Source organism: Pseudomonas sp. Pseusp49, from assembly GCF_059491875.1.
Genome location: NZ_CP168514.1, coordinates 2,517,449 through 2,541,392, shown reverse-complemented (window position 1 = coordinate 2,541,392; position 23,944 = coordinate 2,517,449). Strand labels below are relative to the sequence as shown.

Genomic DNA, 23,944 nt, shown 5'->3' with positions numbered 1-23,944 from the left:
GGAGTGTTCCCATGTCCATTGAATTCGTCGGCATGATTTTCCCCCGCCAGTGGTCCGAGACCCGAGGCGTTCGCAGCCCGGATTTCGATCTGGAGTTTATCCGTCACCACGCCCGTGCCCACGAGCACGCCGGCTTCGACCGGGTGCTGATCGCCAGCGGCCCGGGCAGCGCGGACAGTTTGCAGATCGCCGCCTACGCCGCCGCGCACACCGAGCGCCTGGGGTTCATGATCGCCCACCGCCCGGCCCTCACCGCGCCGACCGTCGCCGCCAGGGCCTTTGCGACACTGGATCACACCACGGGCGGCGGACGGATTCGCCTGCACGCCATTACCGGCATCACCGCCGAGCCCCAGGAAGGCGACTTCCTGCTGGACAAGACCGAGCGCTATAAACGCACCGATGAGTACCTGGAGATCGTCCGGCGCACCTGGACCGCTGAAGAGCCTTTCGACTTCGAGGGGCAGTATTTCAACATCAAGGGCGCCTTCTCACCGGTCAAGCCGCTGCAGAAACCGCACATCCCGATTTCCTTTGGCGGGTCTTCGGATATCGCCTATCAGATCGCCGTCAAGCACGCAGACCTGTATGCCTTGTGGGGTGAGCCTTTGAGCGGTGTGGCCGAGCAGATCGGCAAGCTTCGCGCGGCCGCCGGCGCGGCGGGTGTGGAGGCGCCCAGGGTCAGTCTGTCCGTGCGTTTGATCCTTGGCGCGACCGAGGAACTGGCGTGGCAACGGGCGCAACAGATCCTCGAACAGATCAAGGCCAATCCACAGTTCGCGGCCGGCAGCCCCTGGCAAAAACGCATCAAGGGCACCGGCTCCGAACGCTTGCTGGCCGCCGCGGCCCTGGGCGACCGTCATGACCGTGCGCTGTGGATGCCCACCGCCACCGCCGTCGGTGCCTATGGCGACACGACAGCCCTGGTCGGCACCCCGGAAACCGTGGCCCAGGCGTTGCTCGACTACGTGGATCTGGGTGTGACCACCTTTCTCAACCGTGGCTACGACCCGCTCTACGACACGGTTGATTACGGGCGCTGGATAATCCCGGCGGTGCGCGAAGAAGCACGCCGGAGAAAGGCGCGTGTGGCGTAATAGCGGAGCAAGGCTCATCGACGCCATCGCCGGCAAGCCGGCTCCTACAGCCATTTTGCGTCCCACAATGGGTAATCGTGTACACGCCTGACAAGACCTGCCCGTATCGGATTGGCAATGACGTAACGTGCCACCGCCAGCAAGTCCTCTTCACGTCGAATGGCCCGGTCATGAAAGCCTTTTTGCCATAGTCGTCCATTGCGTCCGAGGTTGGCATTGATTGCTCGTGCGCTACGGGATTTGGTGGCCAGCATCAACGCGGGCAAGGTGCAGTCTCTCAGCTCGACCAGCCAATGAAAATGGTCCGGCATCACTACCCAAGCCAGGGATTCAGCCAGGTTATCGGTATCTGCCTGTTGAAATTGCCGCACCAGTAATCGCCCGGTCTGCCAATTGGCAAACAACGGCTCTCGGTTTTGGGTCACAGCGGTCAGCAAATAGATTTGCCCGGATTGGGAATAACGCCCGGCGCGTAGCCGACTCGCGTGAGGAAGATCAGGCATTCCATTGCCCTCTTGTGTTCAAGACAGAATCACAAGGCTAGAGCGCGAGGATGAATGTCGTCGCCAATGTCTGGTTCCGGATGTGTCCGTACGAACGCCATCGCCGGCAAGCCGGCTCCTACAAGGTCGTATTCGCAGCAGCCATTTGTAGGAGCTGGCTTGCCAGCGATGGCAGCGGCACTTTCACCATCGAATCGCCGGCAAGCCGGCTCCTACAGGGTCGTATTCGCAGCGGCCATTTGTAGGAGCTGGCTTGCCAGCGATGGCAGCGGCACTTTCACCATCGCATCGCCGGCAAGCCGGCTCCTACAGGGTCGTATTCGCAGCGGCCATTTGTAGGAGCTGGCTTGCCAGCGATGGCGATACCGGTATCACCTCAATGTCGGGGAATTTTCGAGCAGCGTATGGGTATAGGCCGCCTGCGGTTGATCCAGTACCTGGTCCACCGCCCCCTGCTCCACCACGCGTCCCAGTTTCAGCACCAGCACGCGGTCGGCGATGGTGCGGACCACGCCGAGGTCGTGGGTGACGAACAGCAGGGTCAGTCCCTCTCGCTGCAGTTGCTGCAACAGCGCCAGGATCGAGGCCTGCACCGACACGTCCAGCGCCGAGGTGATTTCGTCGCAGATCAGCAGCTTCGGCTCGCACACCAGCGCCCGGGCGATTGCCACGCGCTGACGCTCGCCACCGGACAGACTGTGGGGATACAGGTCTGCCACCGAGACCGGCAGCGAGACCCGCTTGAGCACCGCCTCCACGCGTTCCCGTGCGGCAGCGCCCTTGATGCCGAAAAAATGCTCCAACGGCGCGCTCAGGGTCTGATAAACCGATTGCCGTGGGTTCAACGCGCGGTACGGGTTCTGGAAGATGTACTGGATCTGATGCCGTTGCACCGCGTCACGCTGGCGCGCCGACAGACTCAACGACTCACCGGCATAAAACAGTTCACCCTCGGCGTTTTCGCCCAGCCCGGCCACGGCACGCGCCAGGCTGGTCTTGCCCGAGCCGGACTCACCCACCAGCGCCAGGCACTCCCCGGAGGCCACCTTCAGAGAAACATCGAACAGCACCTGGCGGTCGTAGGCCACGTTCAGATCCTTGATCTCCAGCAACGGCGCACGCGCCAGCGCCTCGATGGCCGGTAACTCGGGTATCTGGCCAACCACCGGCAACGCCTGAAGATACGGGTCCAGGCACGCGACCCTTTGCTGTGACGACAGGTCCCGCAGTCCCGGTTCGACCACCGCGCACGCGGCGACCCGACGCGCACACCTTGGCGCGAAAGCACACCCCGACGGCCGCTGCCCCGGTGCCGGTGCATGCCCCGGGATCGCCTGAAGATCCCGGCGCTGCGCAACGTCGGGAATCGCCGCCAGCAAGCCCCGCGTGTAGGGGTGCGCCGGCTGATGAAACAGCGCCGAGCGCTGGGCGACTTCGACAATACGCCCGGCATACATCACCATCACCCGGTCCACCAGATCCTTGATCACCGCGAGGTCATGGGACACATACACCGCGGCCACCCCCAGGCTTTTGCACAGCCGGCGCAACGTCGCCAGGATGTGGGCCTGGGTGGTGACGTCCAGCGCGGTCGTGGGCTCATCGAGGACGATCAATGCCGGGCGCAGGACAAAGGCCAGCGCCAGCATCACCCGCTGCTGCTGCCCGCCGGACAGTTGATGGGGAAAGCGGCGCAGAAACTGCGCATCATCGGGCAGGCCGACATCGCGCAAGGTCTCGACGATGCGCTGTTCTTGTGCGGCGCGATCGAGTTGAATCTGATGCGCCCCCAGCGTTTCGCGCAGCAGGCTGCCAATACGCAGCGCCGGATTGAGGGCCGTCGCAGGGTCCTGGGCCACATACCCGATCAGGCTGCCACGGGCCTGGCGCAAGGCCTCGCCCTGCAACGTCAACATCGATTGCCCGGACACCTCGACCTGCCCACCGACAATCCGCGCGCCCCTTCGTGCATGAGCCAGCAAGGCTGTCGCCAGGGTGGTTTTGCCCGACCCCGATTCGCCAACCAATCCCAGAATTTCTCCGGCCTCGAGGCTGAAGGTCACATCGGACAGCACATCAATCTGTCCCGGCAACTCGACCCGCAGATCCCGCACCTGCAACACCTGCGCGTTCAATACGGGGGGACGGGACTCGATCCCGGCAATGGCGTTCATGGCTGTTTTTCTCCGATCCGTGAGCTGCTGCGGCCAATGCCTTCGGCCAGAATGTTGGTGCCATAGGCAAAGATGCCAATCAGGATGGCCGGCGCCAACACCGCCCAGGGCTGTACCAGCAACCCGGCCTGGTTCTCGTTGATCATCAGCCCCCAGTCGGCGGTCGGCGGCGCCACGCCGTAACCGAGAAAACTCAGCCCCGAGAGCATGCCCACGCCCCAGGTCAGCATGTTGCCGAAGTGCACCAGCAGCGGCGTGAGGATGTTCGGCAGGATTTCCTTGAACAGAATCCGTCGCCGCGAATAACCCATCATCTGTGCGGCCTCGACGAACTCCTGCCCCGCCACGGCCACGGCGCTGCCCCGGGCCAGGCGAATGACCCCGGGGGTGAAGGCAATGGCCACGGTCAGCACAATGAGCCAGGGCGCGCGGCCGAGCATGGAGACGATCAACAGCACCAGAATCAGGTCGGGAAAGGCCAGCGACACGTCCGCCAGCCAAGTAATCAATTGATCCAGGCGCCGTCGGGAGAACCCCGCCAACAGGCCCAGGGAGCTGCCCACCAGCAACGCAATCGAGGCTGCCGCCACTGACATCCACAGTACCGACACGCCGCCGCTGAGCAAGCGCGACAACACGTCATGCCCGAGAAAGTCATACCCCAGCAAGGCCTTGCCCACGGGGGCGCCATACACCGAACCGACCATTTCTGTCGGGCTGTGGGGCGCCAGCCACGGCCCCAAAAGCGCCAGCGCCACCACCAGCGAAGTGATCACCGCGCCCTTGCGGGTTTGCGGTTCGGCCAGCCACAGGTGCCAGCGAACGCGTCGCGAATCAGTCATGCATCACCCCTCAAGGTGCCTTGGATGGAGAACGCCGCCACCAGGGCTGAATGCCCCGACGGTTGCGCCGGATCAGGGTGACCCGGCGGGCGGTACGAAGCCTGGGTGTCAGCAGCACGGTCAACAGGTCCGCGAGCAGGTTGATCAGCACCACGCCCAGGGTGATCACCAGCACGATGGCCTGGATCATCGGCAAGTCGCGCATCTGAATCGCTGAATTGAGCGAAGTGCCGATGCCCGGATAACTGAAAATCACCTCTGCCAGCAACGCCCCGCCGATCAGGGTGCGCAGGGTCAGGGCCACCCCCTGGATCGCCGGGATCAGCGCGTTGGGCAAGGTGTGACGCCAGACGATGCGCCACTCGGGAATGCCCCGCAGCCGTGCGGCGACGACGTAGTCCGATTCCAGCGCTTCGATCATCGACGCCCTCACCATGCGCGTCAGGTACGGCAGCGCCGACAGACTCAGGGCCAGTACCGGCAACACCAGAAACTGCAATTGGCGTAGCAGCGACTTGTCCGGATCGAGGATCGACACCGCCGGCAGCAGATCCATATGCGGCATGGAAAACAACAGGACCAGACCGATCGCCAAGAGGAAACCCGGCGTGGCCTTGAGGAAAATCAGCAGCGAAAGAACCCGGCGATCCAGGCGGCTGTCACGCCGCAAAGCCATGGACACACCCAACAACAAGGCGGCCGGCACGACCACGGCAATCACGCCGGCGAGCAGCGCCAAGGTGTAGCCGAAACGCCCGAACAGAATGCTGCCGACCGGTGCATTGGAGTCCAGCGACACACCCAGTTCACCCCTCAGGGCGTGCCCGAGCCAACGCAGGTATTGCTCCAGAATCGGCCGATCCAGACCCAGCTGGCGTTGCAGGGTGAGGATGCTTTCCAGCGGTGCATCGGGGCCGAGGATCACTCGCGCAGGATCCGAGGGCAGCGCCTGGGTGGCGATGAACACCACCAGGCTGATGACCCACGCGGTCAGCAGGCCATAACCCAATCGCCCGATGAACCAGGACAGCCAGGCCGGCGTACGCGGGGTATTGCAGGATGGCTCAGGCATGGTTCACCCACATTTCGTCAAAGCGCCAGGAGGCAAATGTCGTCTGCTCCGGTTGCAAACCACCGACCCGCACCGACGCCGCATCCAGCACGTCGTTGAAGCCCCAGATCAGCAGGCCACCACGCTCGTGCTGGATGCTTTGCGCTTCATGCACCAGGACTTTGCGCTGCTCCAGATCAGGCTGTGCCAGCGCCTGGCGGTACAACGCGCTGAAACGCTCATCGTGGAAATTGCTGCGGTTGTAGATGGCCTGCGGCGCATCGTTGTGCAGCGCCGAAGCCAGGAACCCCCGAGCCGGCGTCGAGCCTGGCGACAGCAACCAGTTTTCCCGTTGCGGACCATTGAACACCGAGCCATCGACCTGGGTGACCTTGATCTCGACCCCGGCCTTCTTCGCCTGTTGGGCAAACACCAGCGCCGCATTGACGCCAGGTCCCGGCGTGGTGGTCAGCTCCACCCGCAAGTCGTCGTGCCCGGCCTGGCGCAACAGCGACCGCGCCTGTTCCAGGTCGTACGGACGCTGGGCAATGCCGTGGTTGTACGTCGGGTCATGGGGCGAATACAGGTCGTTGGCGACCCGGCCGAAACCGTTGAGCCCGCGCTCGACCAGTTCAGGCCGGTCGGCCAGCAGACGAAACGCCTGACGCACGCGCTGATCCTGAAAGGGTGCCTTGGCCAGGTTGAGGTTAAAACCCGTGAACGAGGTGCTCGGCGATGCGTACAACCTCAGTCGCGAGTCGGCCTTGAGCAGCGCGCTGTGCTCGGCCTGCACGCCGCTCGCTACGTCGATCTGCCCGGCGCGCAGGGCCGCGGCGCGAGACACCTGGTCCTTGAACTCGATGATTTCCAGCTCATCGGCATAAGGCTGGCCGGGTTTGTAGTAGTTTTCGAAGCGCTGGTAGAGCGAGCGCTGACCGGGGATGAAACTCTTGAGTTTGTAAGGTCCGGCACCGACCGGGTTGGTGACGGGGTCGTAGTCCGTCGGCACGATGCCGCCAAAACTGATCAGGGTTTCGTCCAGCGGATAGAAGCTTTGGCCCTCCTTGAAGCGGATCTCAATGGTGCGCTCGTCCAGTTTGCGCAAGGCATTGCGGTCGATCGCCCCCACCAGCCCGGCAAATGGCGAAGCCAGTTTCGGGTCCGTCAGGCGCAGGATCGAGAACAGCATGTCGTCGGCGCCGATGCTCTTGCCGTGATGGAACTCCAGCCCCGGCTTGATGCGGATGGTCCAGGCGCTGGCATCGGCATTGGGCTCGGCGAACTCCGCCAGGGCCAGCCGCGTGCTGACGTCGGTGTTCCATTCCCAGAACTTGCTGTACAGCGCCCAGCCGCGAATGATCCCGCCGCCCACCGGTTTGTGCGCGTCGAGGTTACCGGATTGATCACCGTCGATAATGCCGACCCGCAAACGACCGCCCTGCACCGGAATGCTGGACAGGGCCGCGGCGCCACTGACCGCCACGCCGCCGTCGCAACCACCGAGCAGGCTGCTGCCAAGGATCAGGCCGCCACCGACCTTCAGGCCGTTGCCGAGAAACCTGCGACGGGAAAATGCCTCGCTCATCAACGCCTCCCTCAGGCTTTCTCGACCGCGACTGCGCGCGAACTGGCGCCGAGGCGCGGAACGTCAAAACCGTGATCCAGGTCGAGCAACGGAAACAGCAGATCGGCCACCCGCTGCGCTTCATCGATCAACGGAAAACCGGAAAGGATGAAGGCCGACGTGCCTTGCGCTTCATATTCGCGAATGCGTTCGGCGACCTGTTCGGCGCTGCCCACCAGGTAGGTACCGGCGGCCGGGCCGAGGATGTTGAAGCCGAACAGGCTCGGGCCGAGCCAGACGTTGGGGTAGATCTCCAGATCACGGGCCTTGGGCAACCGACCGGCACGAATGGCGTCGACGTTGCGCCGGGTTTGCGGGTCGTCGCTGTGGAAGCTCTCCAGGGTTTCGCCCGGCGGCAGTTGCCGTTCAATCGCAGCCCGCGCGGTTTGCAGCGAGGTGCGCTGCAGCAGTTTCTCGGCGTGGGCCCATGCCTCTTCCTCGGTTTCACGGACGATGATCTGCAAGCGCGTGCCGAAGGTCAGTTCGCGGCCGATCTTCGCCGCTTCTGCCGCTACCTTGCGGAATTTCTCGCCGAGTTTCGGCGGGGTGTTGGCGAAACTCAGGTAGACATCGAGCAACTGCACCGAATGGGCAACGCCCGGCCCCGAGGTGCCGGCACCCCACAACGGGATGCCCGGCTTCTGTTTCGGTGGATGCCAACCACCCAGCGGATGACTGGCCGCCGCCGGCGAACGTGGCGCGAGCTTGACGTACTGGCCGTCGAAACCTGTGGTGTCACCGGCGTAGAAGCGCTGGAAGGCGCGCCAGTATTCGAGGCTGAAGTCGTAGCGTTCGTCGTGGGGGTAATGCACGCCGAGCGTCGCGAGGCCGGCGTCATTGCCGTTGACCACGTTGAACAACAGGCGTCCGTTGGAGAATTGATCGAAAGTCAGCGCCCACTTGGCCAGCACCGCTGGCGACAGTTCACCCGGATGTTGCGCCACCAGAAAACGCAGGCGCCGGGTGGCGTCGATCAAGGCCGCCGAGACCGCCAGGCTTTCGTTGGGGCTGGAGCCCAGCAGCGAGCCGTAATAGCCCAGGCGATCACTGGCCACGGCGATTTGCTTCAAATGCTCGAAGTCGGTTTTCCAGCGCCCTTCGGGCTCCCACGGGTAAGGCCCGTCGGGGGTGGTGAGGTACCAGAGAATCTTTACTGCCATGGGGGTGTTCCTTGAATTATGTATCGACCGTTCGGCCGCCATCGCTGGCAAGCCAGCTCCCACAAAAAAAAAATCCGCTGCACACCGCTCCCCGTAGGAGCCGGCTTGCCGGCGATTAGGCCCTCGAGCCTTGCGCCGATCTTTCGGGCGCCATCGCTGGCAAGCCAGCTCCCACAAAAAAACACGCTGCACTCCGCTCCACCGTAGGAGCCGGCTTGACGGCGATGAGGCCCTTGAGACCTGCATCGCACTGGAGGACGCCATCGCTGGCAAGCCAGCTCCTACAAAAAAACACGCTGCACTCCGCTCCTCCGTAGGAGCCGGCTTGCCGGCGATGAGGCCCTTGAGACTTGCATCGCACTGAAGGACGCCATCGCTGGCAAGCCAGCTCCCACAAAAAAACCCGCTGTACACCGCTCCTCCGTAGGAGCCGGCTTGCCGGCGATGAGGCCCTTGAGACTTGCATCGCACTGAAGGACGCCATCGCTGGCAAGCCAGCTCCTACAGGGGGGTGTGGTGGCCGGAAAGGTCGGTGGATCAGGCTCGGCGGTCGATGGCGGGTACCAGGCCCAGTCCACTGGCTTTTTCGTACAGGCCGCTCATTTTCCATTGCTGAGTCAGCACACCCGGGCCGTAAGGACGGGAGCCGCCCAGGGCGTCGGCGAGCAATTGCAGTTGCGCGCCCTCTTCCAGCAACAGGATGAATTCAGCCGTGGCGCGCAAGCCTTGCTTGCCCCACACGGTGGAGCCGCCGTTGGCTTCCAGAATCGCCAGGTTGAACGGGTTCTCGGCAATCTTGTCGAGAATGAAATCGACTTCCGGCTGACGGCGGTCGATGTACACCGGCAGCTCCCGGGCCAGTTGATAACGCTGCACCGGCACGTAGTGGAACGGCAGCGTGCGATGGGTCTGCGCCCAGGCGCCCAGGTACGGCGAGTGCACATGGGACACGGTGGTGATGTCGGCGTGCTGCTGGAACAGTTTGGTGTAGCGCCCCAAGCCACCCTTGTCTTTGCCGTAGATCACCTTGCCTTCAAAGTCGGTGACCGTGGCCTGCAGTGGCTTGCGGTAATTCCAGGGCCCGCCGTAGTTCACCGACACCAGCAGTTCCTGCCCCGGTACGCGCTCGATGAAACCGACGGTGCCATTGGCGGTGATGGTGTTGGTTTCACGGAACACGGTGAAGGCTTCTTCGGCCTCGACCAGCACCTTGTCGATGAAGTTTTGCAGCTCTTCGCTGATCAATTGTTCGTTGATGGGCTTTTCGTTTACGGGCTTTTCGTTGATAAGTACGGTCATGGCAGTTCTCCGGATTCAGGCGCGGCGCTTGGCCAACAGTTCATGGGCAGCTTGCAACGGGCGCGGATCGACCCAGTCGGCGATGGAAAAATCGCGTTCCAGGAAACCGTGCAGGTAAAGAAAATCCTTCTGGGTATCGAGAAACTCAAGACGCTGCGCAGACAGGTCCGGCGCGAGCGTGGTGTGGAATTCGCCGCGATAGGCCTCGGCCACCCCGGCGCTGCCGGCGCGGGTTTCCTCTTCGAGAATGGCGTTCAGCGCCTCCCGGTTGTTGGCAGCCCAATCAGCGGCGCTGAGGGTTTGTGCGAGGAAGCGCACCACCAGGTCGAAGTGATTGTCGAGCAAGCTCTGGTGCACGGTGATCGGACGCGGTGTGCCATTGTTGATGCGATAACGTGGCTCGGCGATCAGGTCCAGATCGATGCCCACCACCAGCCCTAGACGCCGCGCGGCATCGGCAGCGGAAGCGCCCTTGACGTACACCGCGTCCACCTCGCCTCGCACCAGGTAATCGAGGCCCGACCACAAACGCTGCAACCCTTCCTGCGGGTTGGCCGCTCGCTCCTGGTCCTGCAACGCGACTTCCACCAGTTCGACATCATCGAACCCCAGCCCTGCAAGGCTCAGCGCGCCTTTGTAACCATGCAGGCTCATGGCGCGGGCGATGCTCCCGGGACGGCTTTCTCCCCAGGCCGGCAGCGCCAGGCGCTTGCCCTTGAGGTCGTGCGGATGACGAATGCCGGAGTCCGGGCGAACCAGGATGGTCTGCCATTCTTCGATCCAGGTCAGGCCGATCAGGCGACTCGGTGCACCGGCCGCGCGTGCCGCCAGGGCCGGTACGTTACCGCCTTCACGAAACAACCCCGGCAACTCGTGATCGTAGTGGTGATGACCCAGTTGACGGGCTTCCTGCAACGTTGAAACCGGCAGGCCATCGGCGGCGAACTCCTCGCTGAGCCAGCCGAGCTTGTAGGCAATCCCGGAGGCCGTCGGCACCGGGCAACGGGTGAACCAGATCTGGTCCAGTTCATTCAGGGATGCAGGTCGGGATTGTTTGGCAGCAAGCGTCATGGGCAGCTCCATCGGGTTGGCAAGTCAGTCGCGGTGACTGTTGCCAGGGCTATTGCAGCGCCCGTGCCAAGAGCTGCCCCCCCCGATTTACCTGGCTTTGCGCCCGCCCTCGGTCGATCTGCAGCCGTTGATTGCTGGCCTGCCAGCAAGATTGCGCGGCGACTGCTGCTGTCCGAGCAGTCGCCGCCGCCCCGCTGCTTCCTCAGCAACACCCACCCGCCTTGCGCTGCGCCAAACGCTGAGCTGCAAAGCCTTTGCAGCCCTTGGCGCAGAACTTGCTCAGGGCCCTTTCAACACCCGGGAAACGCTGACGAGCCCTCTGTAGGAGCTGGCTTGCCAGCGATTGGCCTTCGAGCCTTGCGCCGAGATCAAGGGCGCCATCGCCGGCAAGCCGGCTCCTACAGGGTCGCATTGGCAACGTTGAACGTAGGAGCTGGCTTGCCAGCGATTGGCCCTCAAGCCTTGCGCCGAGATCAAGGGCGCCATCGCCGGCAAGCCGGCTCCTACAGGGTCGCATTGGCAACGTTGAACGTAGGAGCTGGCTTGCCAGCGATTGGCCTTCGAGCCTTGCGCCGAGATCAAAGGCGCCATCGCCGGCAAGCCGGCTCCTACAGGGTCGCATTGGCAACGTTGAACGTAGGAGCTGGCTTGCCAGCGATTGGCCCTCAAGCCTTGCGCCGAGATCAAGGGCGCCATCGCCGGCAAGCCGGCTCCTACAGGGTCGCATTGGCAACGTTGAACGTAGGAGCTGGCTTGCCAGCGATTGGCCTTCGAGCCTTGCGCCGAGATCAAGGGCGCCATCGCCGGCAAGCCGGCTCCTACAGGGTCGCATTGGCAACGTTGAACGTAGGAGCTGGCTTGCCAGCGATTGGCCCTCAAGCCTTGCGCCGAGATCAAGGGCGCCATCGCCGGCAAGCCGGCTCCTACAGGGTCGCATTGGCAACGTTGAACGTAGGAGCTGGCTTGCCAGCGATTGGCCCTCAAGCCTTGCGCCGAGATCAAGGGCGCCATCGCCGGCAAGCCGGCTCCTACAGGGTCGCATTGGCAACGTTGAACGTAGGAGCTGGCTTGCCAGCGATTGGCCCTCAAGCCTTGCGCCGAGATCAAGGGCGCCATCGCCGGCAAAGGATTTTGTGCAGTTTTGTGGTCATCAGACATTCAATTATCAGAGGTAGAGCAATGAGCAAGGTCGAACACAACCCCGCCGGACAACTGATACAAGAGCAGGCTCCGATCCGGTTACTGCAGAGCGAAGCGCAAGCCATCGCCGTGGCGAAGGAGATCGCCCTGGAAATCGCCGAAATCGCCGCCGATCCCAGTCAGAACGGCCAATTGCCTCGGCGCCAGGCGCAACTGTTGTCTGAAAGCGGCCTGACCGCCATCGGGGTGCCCAAGGCCTTTGGCGGGCTGGGTGCCTCGGTGGAAACCATCGTCGAAACCGTGCGCCTCATTTCTATCGCCGACGGTGGCGTCGGTCAGTTGCTGCAAATCCATAACGTCATGCTGCGCGGGATTTTCACCGGTTACTCCGACGACATTCGCGACCGGCTGATCCGTGATGTGCTGGCCGGTAAACGCTTCGGCAACGCCTTGGCCGAAGTGGGCGGCAAGAACAAGTTCGCGCTCAAGACCCGGGTTGAACGTCGTGCCGACGGCAAGCTGATCCTCAACGGCAGCAAGTTCTACTCCACCGGTTCCTACCTGGCCGAGTGGATTTCCCTGACGGCCGCCAGCGATGACGGCGGCGCCGGGGTGCTGCTCAATCGCAACGCCCGGGGCCTGACGCTGGTCGATGACTGGGAGGCCTTCGGGCAGAAAAGCTCGGTCAGTGGCACCGTGATCTTCGACAACATCGAGCTCGACGAAGGCTTCGTCTCCCAGCGCAAGGGTCCCATGAAGCGTACGGGCCTGACCTTCCCGCAGATTCTCCACGCCGCCATCGATACCGGCATTGCCGAAGGCGCGCTGTCGGCGGCAGTGGAGTACCTCAATCACAACGCCCGCCCCTGGGTGGAAAGCGGCGTCGACCACGCCAATCAAGAGCCGCACATCATCAAGCAGATCGGCGAGTACGCCGTGGCCTTGCGTGGGGCGCAATCCCTGCTGCGTGACGCGGCACGGGTGTTCGACCAGCACGAGCTGGATCCGGACAACAAAGCGCTGCAGGACGAGCTGATTCTCTCGGTGGCCACCGCCCGCGCCCACTCCGACGCGGCCTCGCTGAAAATCTCCAGCGACATCTTCTCCCTGCTCGGCGCCAGCTCATCGTTGACCAAGTGGAACCTCGACCGCTTCTGGCGCAACGCCCGGGTCCACACCACTCACGACCCGATCCGCTGGCGCCTGCATCACGTCGGCAACTACTACCTCAATGGTGTCGATCCGGGCGAATACACCGCGATCCTCAACGCCAAGGAGCAACAGGGCGCAACTCGTCCTGCGCAATGATCTGGCGGCCCCATCGCCGGCAAGCCGGCTCCTACATGAGTCGCATGCAACGAACACCCTCTGTGGGAGCTGGCTTGCCAGCGAAGGCGGCCCCAAGACTTGCACAAGGTTCCAGACGCATTCGCCGGCAAGCCGGCTCCTACAGGAATCGCATGCAACGACCATCCTCTGTGGGAGCTGGCTTGCCAGCGATGGCGGCCCCAAGACTTGCACAAGGTTCCAGGACGCTTTCGCCGGCAAGCCGGCTCCTACAGGAGTCGCATGCAACGACACCCTCTGTGGGAGCTGGCTTGCCAGCGAAGGCGGCCCCAAGACTTGCACAAGGTTCCAGACGCTTTCGCCGGCAAGCCGGCTCCTACAGGAATCGCATGCAACGACCATCCTCTGTGGGAGCTGGCTTGCCAGCGATGGCGGCCTCAAAAACGCCACAAGGCTCAAGGACCCAAATTTCCCGCAACATCCATAAAAGGCTTTTCCATGATCGAAAAACACCCCCTATTGCGCAGCCTGGCGATTTACCGGGAAATGCCCTGGCGCTTCGCCCTGGTGGCGCTACTGTTCATTGCCGTGAACCTGGGGCTGGTCTGGCAGCAATGGCTGATCGGGCACGCGGTGAACGACGTCAGCTCCGGTCGCGCGGTCATCCGCCAAGCCGATGGCAGCCTCGACGCCAGCCTTGGCTGGTACTGGCTGTGGTTGATGCTCGCCGTCGCCCTGGGCCGTGGCGTGTTGCAATACGCTGCGAGCGTGTTGTCGCTGGTACTCAGCCAGGCACTGCTGACGCGCCTGCGTGAACGCATCCTGCATCAGGTGCAGCACCTGCACCTGGGCTATCACTGGCAACACGGCATGGGGGAAATGATCACTCGCACCACCCGTGATGCCGACAAGGTTCGCGACGCCCTGATCAGCTTCTGGCGCCAGGTGGTGGAAACGCCACTGGTGGTGCTGGCGACCGTCGGCCTGCTGAGCTGGTACAACCCGTTGCTGGGTCTGGTGCCGCTCTTGCTGACCGTGTTCGGCCTCTGGATCTTTGTGCGCCAGACCGAGCGCCTGGTCAGCCTCGACCGGGCCGTTGGTCAAGCCTACGACCGGGTCAACCAGGACCTCAGCGAAGGCATTGGCGGCGTGCGGGTGATCAAGTCGTTTGGCCTGGAAGACAGCCGCATCCAGCGTTTCACCACTCAAGTGACGGTGTTTGCCGACCACGCCCGTCACGCCCTCGCCTACTCCAGTTCGCGAATACCGCTGCCACAGGCTGTCGTCGCATTGGGGCATGTCTGGATCCTGGTCTATGGCGCCCACCTGGTGGCCAGCGACCAGCTCGGCATCGGTGAACTGGTCACCTCGCTGCTGATCGCCACCACCCTGGTGTTTCGCATCGAAGGTATCGGCCGCGTCATGCAGACCTTCGCCGATGCCCGCTCCAGCGCCGAGCGGATCTGGCAATTGCTGGACGAACCGGCTGCGATCCGCAGTGGTGATGCCAGCCTGCCCGACTCGCCGCTGGGCTTGAAGCTGGAGCGCGTCCGCGTCAGCGCTCCCGGCGGCGGGCAGGATGTGCTGCGGGACTGTTCCCTGACCCTGCAGCCCGGTGAAATCGTCGCGCTGGTGGGCGCCACCGGCACGGGCAAAAGCCTGCTGGCCAGCCTGTTGCCGCGCCTGAGCGATATCAATTCCGGGCGCGTGCTGATCGGTTCGGACAGCGCCGGCTGGCAGGACATCGGTCAATTGAAGCTGGACGAGCTGAGACGCCGGGTTCACGTGGTCCCCCAGGAAAGCTTTCTGTTTTCCGACACCCTCGCGGCCAACCTGCGCCTGACCGCGCCCCAGGCCAGTGATCAACAACTGCTTGAGGGATTGCGCCTGGCCGCCGCCGACGATGTGCTGGAACGCCTGCCGCAAGGCCTGGCCACCCCCCTGGGCGATCGTGGCGTGACATTGTCCGGTGGCCAGCGCCAGCGTCTGAGCCTGGCCCGCGCATTGCTCGGCGAACCGGACATTCTGTGCCTGGACGATGCCACCAGTGCGCTGGATGCGATCAGCGAACGCCAGGTGCTGAACAACATTCGTCAGTTGCGCCGCGCTCAAGGACAGGCCACCACCCTGCTGGTGATCTCCAGCAAGCTCTCGACCATTCTCCTGGCCGACCGCGTACTGATGCTTCAGGACGGCCGCATCGCCGCCAGCGGCACCCATGCACAACTGCTGAAAACCTCTCCTGATTACCGCGACCTGCTAGGGATCGACCATGGCTAACCCAATCGCCGGCAAGGCCCTGAGCGATATCGAAATTGAAGAAATGCTGGCCAAAAAGGCCTTGGACCGCAGCATGTTCAGTCGACTGCTGCCGCTGCTGAAACCGATTCGCCGACATATTTTCGGGGTCATCGGCATTGAGCTTTTGCTGGTATTCACCGTGTTCCTGCGGCCCTGGTTCGTCCGTGAGTTGCTTGACCGTGGGCTGATCCAACAGAACGATCACTGGTTGCTCGATGAGCGCCTCGTACTCTGGCTCGGCCTGGGGCTGGCGGCCAGTTGGCTCGGGCGTTTTCTGCTCGCCGGGGTCTCACAGTTCGTGGCCGGCAGCGCGGCGATCCGGGTGTTGAATGACCTGCGGGTGCAGGTGTTTGCGCATGTCCAGGGCTTGAGCGTCAGCTACTTCGACCGGACCAAGGCCGGGCGCATCATTTCCCGCGTCGACCGTGATGTCGATGCCCTTGAGCCTCTGGTGATCCAGGGGCCGCCTGAGCTGCTGGGCGCGTTACTGCGCTGCGGACTGGCCTCGGTGATGTTGTGGCGCATCGAGCCGCGATTCTTTCTCAGCCTCGCCGCCACCGTGCCATTGCTGGTGCTGGCCACCTGGGGTTTCAAGCGCATTTCCCAACGCAACTGGGCCAAGGTGGCGGAGAACCGTAGCCGCTTCACCGCCCATCTAGTGGAGAGCGTCAACGGTGCGCGCATGTTGCAGCAGTGCGCTCAGCAAGCGCCGAACCTGCGGCGCTATCGCGCACTGCTGGATGATTTCAACCACGCGCTGATCCGTGGCAGCCTGCGCTCAAGCTGGTTCGCACCATTCACCGCGTTGCTCAGCTCGGCCGGCATGGCGCTGCTGTTGCTGGTGGGGGCGTATGGCCTGGCACAGGCCGATGTGACCGTTGGCCAGGTCGCGGAGAGTCTGTTCTATGTGTTCCTGTTTCTGGGGCCATTGCAGGAACTCTCGGACCTGTTCGAGCGCTACGCCACCGGTTCGGCCTCGGCACAGCGGATCTTTCTGTTGCTCGACACCCGGCCGCAGATCAGCGACAGGGCCACACCGCTGCACGTGGGCAAAGCCCGAGGCGAAGTGAATTTTGAACAGGTGCGTTTCAGCTACGATGCCAACAGTTCGTCGCCGGTGATCAACGACCTTGACCTGCATATTTCTGCCGGTGAGGTGCTGGCGATTGTCGGTCCCTCGGGCCATGGCAAGAGCACGCTGGTGCAGTTGCTGACGCGCTTCTACGAGGCTCAGTCGGGTTCGGTCAGACTCGATGGCATTGATATTCGCAACCTGCCCCAGCACGAATTGCGACGCAATGTCGGCGTGGTCCTGCAAGACAATGTGCTGTTCAGCGGCAGCATTCTCGATAACCTGCGCCTGGCGGCGCCGCAGGCCGACGATGCCCGCCTGATCGCAGCGGCCAGGGAGCTGGGCGCGGATGAAGTGCTGGAGCGGTTGCCGCACCAATACCAGACCGAAGTCGGGCCACTGGGCGGACACCTGAGCCATGGCCAGCGGCAATTGGTCTGTCTGGTGCGCGCCTACCTCGCAGACCCGGCGGTACTGGTACTGGACGAAGCGACCTCGGCCGTCGACATCCATACCGAGCGCCGCATCCAGCGTGCGTTTCGCCGGCTGTGCGAAGGTCGCACGGCCATCATCATTGCCCACCGCCTGGCAACCATCCGCGATGCCGATCGCATTGCGGTGATCCGCCACGGCCGTCTGGTCGAACAAGGCCCCCACCGCCAATTGATCGATCAGGGTGGCGCTTATGCGGCGCTGTACCAGACGTACCTGCGCAGTGCCGAAGCGGGCGCCTCGATCGACGACATCGTCGCCACCGCACCGGCGTAATCAAGAGCGCCATCGTCGCCAAGCCGGCTCCCACACAATCGCGCGCCCCCTGTAGGAGCTGGCTTGCCAGCGATGGCGATCGCCAAAGCACCACCCAATCCACCTGCAGCACCGGCGTCATCAAAACCGCCATCGCCGGCAAGCCGGCTCCTACACAATCGCGCGCCCCCTGTAGGAGCTGGCTTGCCAGCGATGGCGATCGCCAAAGCACCACCCAATCCACCTGCCGCACCGGCGTCATCAAAACCGCCATCGCCGGCAAGCCGGCTCCTACAGAAACGCGTGCCCCCACGCACCACCCAACCCACCTGCTGCCCCCCGAGCAACCATTGCTGACAGACTGCTGCCACAGCAGCACCCCTCGCCTCCCACCCGCCTCCCTTCCTCGCCAAACGCCCGGCCCCGTTGGCCAAAACCCTTCGCATTGAGCATGGCATGTCCGTTGCAATCCCCCTGACAAGACATCCTCGCACCTGCGCGAGGTATCGCGTACTTGAATCAGGAGCAACCCATGACCACCGAATTTTTCTGGCGCCTGCCACTGGGCACCGACGGTCCGCAACTGACCACCGACAAACACAACCGTGGCAACCCTCACTATCGCCCGGGCAACATCGCACCGGGGCGTTTGCCCAACGGCGAACCGGACGACTTCACCTACATCGACTACATCGCTCAAGTGGCCAAGGCCGCGGAGCTGGCGGGTTTCGAAGGGGCCTTGTTGCCCACAGGCCCCGAGCCATGGATTGCCGCCGCGGCCCTGGCCCGGGAAACCCGTCGCATCAAATTCCTGATCGCGTTCCAGGCCACCTGGACCTTGCCGGCCTACGCCGCACAACAAGCGGCCATCCTGCAAAACCTCAGCCGCGGTCGCCTGGAGTGGAACATCATCACCGGTGGCAACCCGGCCAGTCAGCGAGCCAACGGCGACTTCCTCGAACATGACCTGCGTTACAAGCGCACCGGTGAATTCCTCGACATCATCCAGGGCCTTTGGCAGAACGAGCGTTTCTCCTACGACGGCGATATCTATCAACTGGAGAACGGCGCCCTGCCCCACGGCCTGCACAACGAACGCAAACCCGGCGTGTATTTTTCCGGATTTTCCGACGCGGCCCTGGACGTGGCCGCCAGGCACGCAGACGTTTACCTGAATTGGGCAGAGCCCATCGACAAGCTCAAGCCGCATATCGAACGGGTGCGCGAACTGGCAGATAAACAAGGCCGAAGCGTGCGCTTCGGTCTCAGGGTCGACCTGTTCGCCCGGGAAACCGAAGAGCTGGCGTGGAAAGACTTGCGTCGCCAGTTCGACAAACTCGAAGGCCAGAGCAGCACGCTGGCCAAAGGTTTTACCAGCGGTTCGGATTCGGTGGGGGGCGCACGGCAAACCGCCTACCACCAGAACATCGACCGCTTCGACGACTTGATCATCGGTCCGAACCTGTGGGCCGGTTTCGCCAAAGCCAAACCGGGGCCGACCGTGGGCCTGGTGGGCAGCCACCAGAACATCGCCGAGCGCCTGGCGGAGTACCGCGACGCCGGATTCTCGACCTTCATCCTGGCGGGTAACCCACACCTGGAAGAAGCCCTGCGAATCGGCCAGGAAGTGCTGCCGCTGGTGCACCAGCGTCCTGCCGTGCAACCGGCAACTCATTTGAAGGCCAGCGCCTGAGCGCTGCGGGAGAATCATTGATGACTCAACCCCTCGACACCCTTTGGTACACCCGCTGCCCGGTCCCCACCGGGCTGGGCATCGCCGTGCAGAAAGGCTGGCTGCAGGACACCGTCGGCGCGCTGGGCACCCAGGTACAGTCGCTGCGCGAATCCACCGACAAGGCCGTACGTGAATCGCACTTCGATCACACTCTGCGCAATTCGGTACGCCACGGCGGCAACATTCCGGCCATCTGGGCCAGGGCCCAAGGCCGCGAGACGCGGGTGATCGGCCTGTCCTGGGCCGATGAAGTGCAACTGATCCTGACGCGCGCAGACAGTGGCATAAAATCCGTGAAGGACCTCAAGGGACGGCGTTTCGGTTTGCCCGACTGGGCCGGCGCGCAAATCGACTTCACGCGCGCCCAGGCCCTGCGCGGGCTGGAAAACGCCCTGATTCTGGAAGGCCTGCAGGTTGGCGATGTGCAACTGGTGAACTTCCGCTATGAAGGCACCTTCAGCGATCCGCAGGTCAGCACCGTAAACGGCACGCCGGTGAGCCCTCAGCGGGTCGAGGGGCGCAACCTGGAATTGGTGGGGCTGCTGCGTGGCGAGGTCGATGCCATTTTCCTCAAAGGCGCCAGCGCCGCCCGGCAGGCCCATGAGTTCGGCCTGCATACCGTCATCGACACCGGCTCGCACCCCGAGCCCCTGATTCGCAGCAACAATGGCACCCCTCGCACGCTGGCCGTGGACCTGAACCTGCTGGATAACCACTTCGATATCGCCACCGGCATTCTCGATGCCGTGCAGCGCGCCGAACAGTGGGCCCACACCCATCCCGAAGAGACCCGCCGCTACCTGGCCCGCGAAACCAACAGTAGCGAGTACTGGGTCAGCGCCGCCTATGGCAACGATGCTCATCTGCGCTTGCGCACCGAACTGGATGAACAGGCCATCGACGCCCTGCAGGACTTCACCCATTTCCTGCATCGCTGGCGCTTCATCCCGACAAGCTTCGACGTGCGCGACTGGATCGACCCTCGACCGCTGCACGCGTTGCTGCAAACAAACACCGCACTGGCAGGCTGACCCGCCAGGTTTCATGGATTGGCACTGAAGGACTTTATGAGCAAACCACTCGATACGCTTTGGTATACCCATAGCCCTGTTCCCACGGGGCTTGGCATCGCCGTGCAATCCGGTCGACTGGCGCAAGCCTTTCAGCCGTTTGGCACCAATATCCAATCCCTGCGCGAGTCCAGTGAACGGGAAGTTCGCGAAGCCCACTACGACCATCACCTGAAAAACTCGGTCCGTCACGGCGGTAACATCCCGGCCATCTGGGCCTATGCCAGCGGCGTCCAAACCCGGGTGCTGGGGTTGTCCTGGAGCGACGAGGTGCAGTTGATCCTGACCACCGCGGAAAGCGGTGTGAAGAGCATTCGCGACTTGAAGAACCGCCGCTTCGGGCTGCCGAAATGGGCCAACGTGCAGATCGACTTCACTCGCGCCCAGGCCCTGCGCGGCCTGGAAAATGCCCTCAAGCTCGAAGGCCTGGACGTGTCTGATGTCGAGCTGGTGGACTATCCCTATGGCGGCACCTACAGCGACGACCAGAAACAGCATGTCTACGGCTCGGAGGTCAACCTCGGGGTCACGCGCGTCAGTCGTCGCAACAACGAATTGATCGGCTTGTTGCGCGGCGACATCGACGCGATTTTTCTCAAGGGCGCACACGCCGTGCACCTGGCCAACGAATTCGGTTTGCAAGTGGTCGTCGACACCGGTTCCCACCCTGACCCGCTGATTCGCTCGAACAACGGCACGCCACGGACCCTGACCGTCGACACCCACCTGCTGCATGAACATTTCGACGCCAGCGTGAAAATCGTCGATACCGTGCTGCGTACCGAGCAATGGGCCTGGGCCAATCCGGACGAAACCCGGCGTTTTCTGGCCCGGGAACTGAACACCAGCGAGTACTGGGTCGCCGCCGCGTACGGCGAAGACGCTCATCGGCGTTTACGCACGACACTGGATGCACGATCCATTGAAGCCTTGCAGGATTTCACTGACTTCCTGCATCGCTGGGACTTTATTCCACGGCGTTTCGATGTGCGCGACTGGATTGATTTCAGTGTGCTGGAAAAGGTCATCGGCTCGACCTCACGCCTGGCGGTTTGAGATTTTCATCGCCGGTGCTGCCCTCATCGCCGGCAAGCCAGCTCCTACAGAATACGTTCCGCTTCGACGCAAAAACCTGTAGGAGCCGGCTTGCCGGCGATGGCGTCCGCAAGGCCCATGAGTTGCTGGCCAGGCAACACTCCCCCGCTCAACGCTTGCTGCTCCAGCAACACCCGCCAAGCAACTTCTGCTGAATGCCTGACAGGCTCTTCACCGCCAACTGAACCCAACTAATAAATTCATGAAAAATGGCTTTTAGCCAAACTCATATAAACATTATTTTCTATATTTTTCATGCACTTAACAAAACTAAAACATTCAAAAAAGCATTTGGCACGATCTCTGCTCTACCCCTTCCAGTGAAACTTTATCGGGGGAGACTTAAATGCATAAACTTAATCCAATCACCAAAAGTATCTGGCTAACCTTGTTACTCGCCGGGGGCGGTGTCAGCGAGGGATTGCTGGCGGCAGAGGCCACCGAGGTCGACAGCAGCAAGACCGCTGCCGAGCCTTCACTCAAGACCGTGACCGTCACCGCTCAACACCGGGAAGAAACCCTGCAGGAGATTCCGATAGCGGTGTCGGCGATACAGGGCACCAGCCTCGTCGCCGATGGCGCGCGCAACATGGGTGACATCACGACATTCGTTCCCAACGTTTCAGCGAAAAACCCGGACGGCGATGGCCGGCCCCGTTGGTACATCCGTGGCCTCGGCACGGGTGATACGGGTGCTGCAACCGTTTTCCCGGTGGGGATCTACGCCGATGATGTCTACCTGAACGCACCGATTGCCGGCGGCGGGCCGTTGTTCGACCTGGAGCGCATCGAAATCCTGCGGGGGCCGCAAGGCACGCTGTACGGCAAGAACACCACCGCGGGCGCGGTGAATGTCATTTCGAAAAAACCGACCTTCGACACCGACGGTTACGGCACGATCGGGGTTGGCACCAAGAACGAACGCATCGTCACCGGCGCTCTGGGGGGAGCGCTGGTGGATGAGAAGCTCGCGGCGCGGGTCGCGCTTTACTCCGAGGAACGTGACGGTTACCAGGAGAACCTGGTCGACGACAACACCTATGGCGACGTGAACAAGAAAGCCGTCCGCCTGCAGTTCCTTGCTCAGGTGAATGACGATCTCGAGGCGTTGCTGAAGGTTCACAGCCGCGAATTCAAAGGCGACGGCAGCAACGGCTCGCTCTCGGTCGGGCGTTACTACAACGTTGGCTACGAAAGGCCTAATGGGCGCGATATCGCAATCAACGTCAATGAAGACTCCAAGCTCAATCACGACGGCACTTCACTGACCCTGAACTGGCACCTGGGTGACTACACCCTGACCTCCATCAGTGCCTATGACTACATTCGCAACCAGGCGACCAGCGACGCCGACTACACGCCTTTTGAAGTCAACGGCGCAGCGATTACCGACAACAAATACGCTCAATATTCCCAGGAACTGCGACTGGCGTCGCCGCAACAGGAAACCCTGCGCTGGCTGTTGGGCGCTCATTACTTCCACGAGGACCTCGACAGCTCGGCGCAGCGCATTGTCACACCGGGCCCGACACCGAACGGCACCGGTTCCAACCAGATCGGCGGCGTGACCGACTTTCGTGACCTGAGCTATGACCACAAGACCGACAGCTACGCGCTGTTCGGCAACCTGACCTACGACTTCACCGATGATTTCAGCGTGACGGGCGGCCTGCGCTGGACCCAGGAAAAGAAAGACATCGACCTCGACCTGACGCAACTGACCCGTATCACCGCCAACGGCCCGCTGGTGCCGCTGCGTGGCGTCGGCACCAACGGCAATCGTCAGGAAGACAAGACCTGGGACGCCTGGACCTATGACCTGACGCCCGAGTACCGGATCAACGACAACGTCCGGGTATTCTTCCGTTATGCCCACGGTTTCCGTTCCGGTGGGTTCAACACCGGCCTGTCCACCAGCCTTTCACAGCTCACCACGGTGGACCCGGAACAACTCGACGCCTACGAACTCGGCCTCAAATCCGAGTGGTTCGACCATCGCCTGACGGCCAACGCCAACCTCTTCTATTACGATTATTCGGATATTCAGGTGAACCTGCTGACGGTCAACAACGGCGTGCTCACCACGGCGCTGACCAACGGCGCCAAGGGTACGGTCAAGGGTGCCGAACTGGAGCTTGAAGCCCAGCCGACTGACTTCCTGCACCTGCGTGCCGCGGTGTCCTTCCTCGACACCGAATACACCGACTTCAAGAACACCAACCCCAACACCGGGGTCGTCACGGGTGATTACAGCGGCAACAGCTTCGTACGCTCGCCGCGCAACGTGGTCGCGCTCGGTGCCGACTACACCTTCCCGCTGGAAGTCGGCGGCAAGCTGGTGGCCGGCGGCGACGTGAGTTTTCGCGACAAGGAATACTTCCTCGCTGACCGCCAGAGCAGTGCGGACAAGACCCTCAGCCAACCGCACTACACCCTGGCCAACACTCGCCTGACCTGGTTCAGCCCGGATGACAAACTCAGCGTCACCGGTTACGTGAACAACGTCACCGACCGTCGCTATCAGGTTCACGGCCGTCCGAACGGGACACTGGGCCAATACGTCATCACCTACGGCGACCCGCGTACCGTCGGCCTGAGCGTGACCAGCCGCTTCTGACCTCACGCATAACCCTGTAGGAGCCGGCTTGCCGGCGATGAGGACCACAAGCCTTGCAT

General features: G+C 62.8%; 17 protein-coding genes. 8 read left to right on the top strand and 9 right to left on the bottom strand.

Translation table 11 applies throughout. The features are described 5' to 3' along the window. Window positions 1-11 precede the first annotated feature (11 nt). Window positions 12-1,097, top strand: coding sequence for an LLM class flavin-dependent oxidoreductase (locus ACEN83_RS11555; RefSeq protein WP_492586470.1), 1,086 nt, complete (start codon window positions 12-14; stop codon window positions 1,095-1,097). Between the two features lie 44 nt (window positions 1,098-1,141). On the opposite strand, the gene ACEN83_RS11550 is transcribed toward ACEN83_RS11555, so the two are convergent. The 9 genes from ACEN83_RS11550 to ACEN83_RS11510 form a co-directional block, all read right to left on the bottom strand. Beyond that, window positions 1,142-1,600 (bottom strand): REP-associated tyrosine transposase, encoded by a 459-nt coding sequence (locus tag ACEN83_RS11550; protein WP_495580341.1) that lies wholly within the window; start codon window positions 1,598-1,600, stop codon window positions 1,142-1,144. A gap of 371 nt (window positions 1,601-1,971) precedes the next feature. Then, window positions 1,972-3,774, bottom strand: a complete 1,803-nt coding sequence (locus ACEN83_RS11545; protein WP_495580340.1) for a dipeptide ABC transporter ATP-binding protein — start codon at window positions 3,772-3,774, stop codon at window positions 1,972-1,974. Next, the gene (locus ACEN83_RS11540; RefSeq protein ID WP_495580339.1) at window positions 3,771-4,616 is read right to left on the bottom strand and encodes an ABC transporter permease; all 846 of its coding nucleotides are present in this window, start codon (window positions 4,614-4,616) and stop codon (window positions 3,771-3,773) included. Before ACEN83_RS11540 ends, ACEN83_RS11545 begins: the two co-directional genes overlap by 4 nt. A gap of 10 nt (window positions 4,617-4,626) precedes the next feature. Beyond that, window positions 4,627-5,688: an ABC transporter permease gene (locus ACEN83_RS11535; protein WP_495580338.1), complete on the bottom strand. Its 1,062-nt coding sequence runs from the start codon at window positions 5,686-5,688 to the stop codon at window positions 4,627-4,629. Continuing rightward, a complete protein-coding gene (locus tag ACEN83_RS11530) occupies window positions 5,681-7,252 on the bottom strand; it encodes an ABC transporter substrate-binding protein (protein WP_495580337.1) in 1,572 nt (523 codons plus the stop codon). The genes ACEN83_RS11535 and ACEN83_RS11530 overlap by 8 nt, the downstream gene beginning before the upstream one ends. 11 nt (window positions 7,253-7,263) lie before the next feature. Next, window positions 7,264-8,451, bottom strand: a complete 1,188-nt coding sequence (locus tag ACEN83_RS11525) for an LLM class flavin-dependent oxidoreductase (RefSeq protein WP_495580336.1) — start codon at window positions 8,449-8,451, stop codon at window positions 7,264-7,266. Window positions 8,452-8,988: 537 nt separating this feature from the next. Beyond that, entirely contained in the window at window positions 8,989-9,750 is a 762-nt protein-coding gene (locus ACEN83_RS11520; RefSeq protein WP_495580335.1) for a class II aldolase/adducin family protein, read from the bottom strand. A gap of 15 nt (window positions 9,751-9,765) precedes the next feature. Continuing rightward, entirely contained in the window at window positions 9,766-10,821 is a 1,056-nt protein-coding gene (locus ACEN83_RS11515) for an ABC transporter substrate-binding protein (RefSeq protein WP_104448650.1), read from the bottom strand. A 279-nt stretch (window positions 10,822-11,100) separates the two neighbouring features. Then, a complete protein-coding gene (locus ACEN83_RS11510) occupies window positions 11,101-11,979 on the bottom strand; it encodes a hypothetical protein (protein WP_495580334.1) in 879 nt (292 codons plus the stop codon). A 21-nt stretch (window positions 11,980-12,000) separates the two neighbouring features. Here ACEN83_RS11510 and ACEN83_RS11505 point away from each other — a divergent pair, with 21 nt between their 5' ends. The 7 genes from ACEN83_RS11505 (at window position 12,001) to ACEN83_RS11475 (ending at window position 23,885) form a co-directional block, all read left to right on the top strand. Then, window positions 12,001-13,269, top strand: coding sequence for an acyl-CoA dehydrogenase family protein (locus ACEN83_RS11505; protein WP_495580333.1), 1,269 nt, complete (start codon window positions 12,001-12,003; stop codon window positions 13,267-13,269). A gap of 477 nt (window positions 13,270-13,746) precedes the next feature. Then, window positions 13,747-15,528, top strand: a complete 1,782-nt coding sequence (locus tag ACEN83_RS11500) for an ABC transporter ATP-binding protein (RefSeq protein WP_495580332.1) — start codon at window positions 13,747-13,749, stop codon at window positions 15,526-15,528. Further along, window positions 15,521-17,389, top strand: a complete 1,869-nt coding sequence (locus tag ACEN83_RS11495; RefSeq protein WP_495580331.1) for an ABC transporter ATP-binding protein — start codon at window positions 15,521-15,523, stop codon at window positions 17,387-17,389. The genes ACEN83_RS11500 and ACEN83_RS11495 overlap by 8 nt, the downstream gene beginning before the upstream one ends. A gap of 511 nt (window positions 17,390-17,900) precedes the next feature. Continuing rightward, entirely contained in the window at window positions 17,901-19,061 is a 1,161-nt protein-coding gene (locus tag ACEN83_RS11490; RefSeq protein WP_495580330.1) for an LLM class flavin-dependent oxidoreductase, read from the top strand. 20 nt (window positions 19,062-19,081) lie between these two features. Then, the gene (locus ACEN83_RS11485) at window positions 19,082-20,134 is read left to right on the top strand and encodes an ABC transporter substrate-binding protein (RefSeq protein ID WP_495580329.1); all 1,053 of its coding nucleotides are present in this window, start codon (window positions 19,082-19,084) and stop codon (window positions 20,132-20,134) included. A 36-nt stretch (window positions 20,135-20,170) separates the two neighbouring features. Continuing rightward, a complete protein-coding gene (locus ACEN83_RS11480; protein ID WP_495580328.1) occupies window positions 20,171-21,229 on the top strand; it encodes an ABC transporter substrate-binding protein in 1,059 nt (352 codons plus the stop codon). Between the two features lie 385 nt (window positions 21,230-21,614). Next, entirely contained in the window at window positions 21,615-23,885 is a 2,271-nt protein-coding gene (locus ACEN83_RS11475) for a TonB-dependent receptor (protein ID WP_495580327.1), read from the top strand. The last annotated feature ends 59 nt before the right edge of the window (window positions 23,886-23,944 follow it).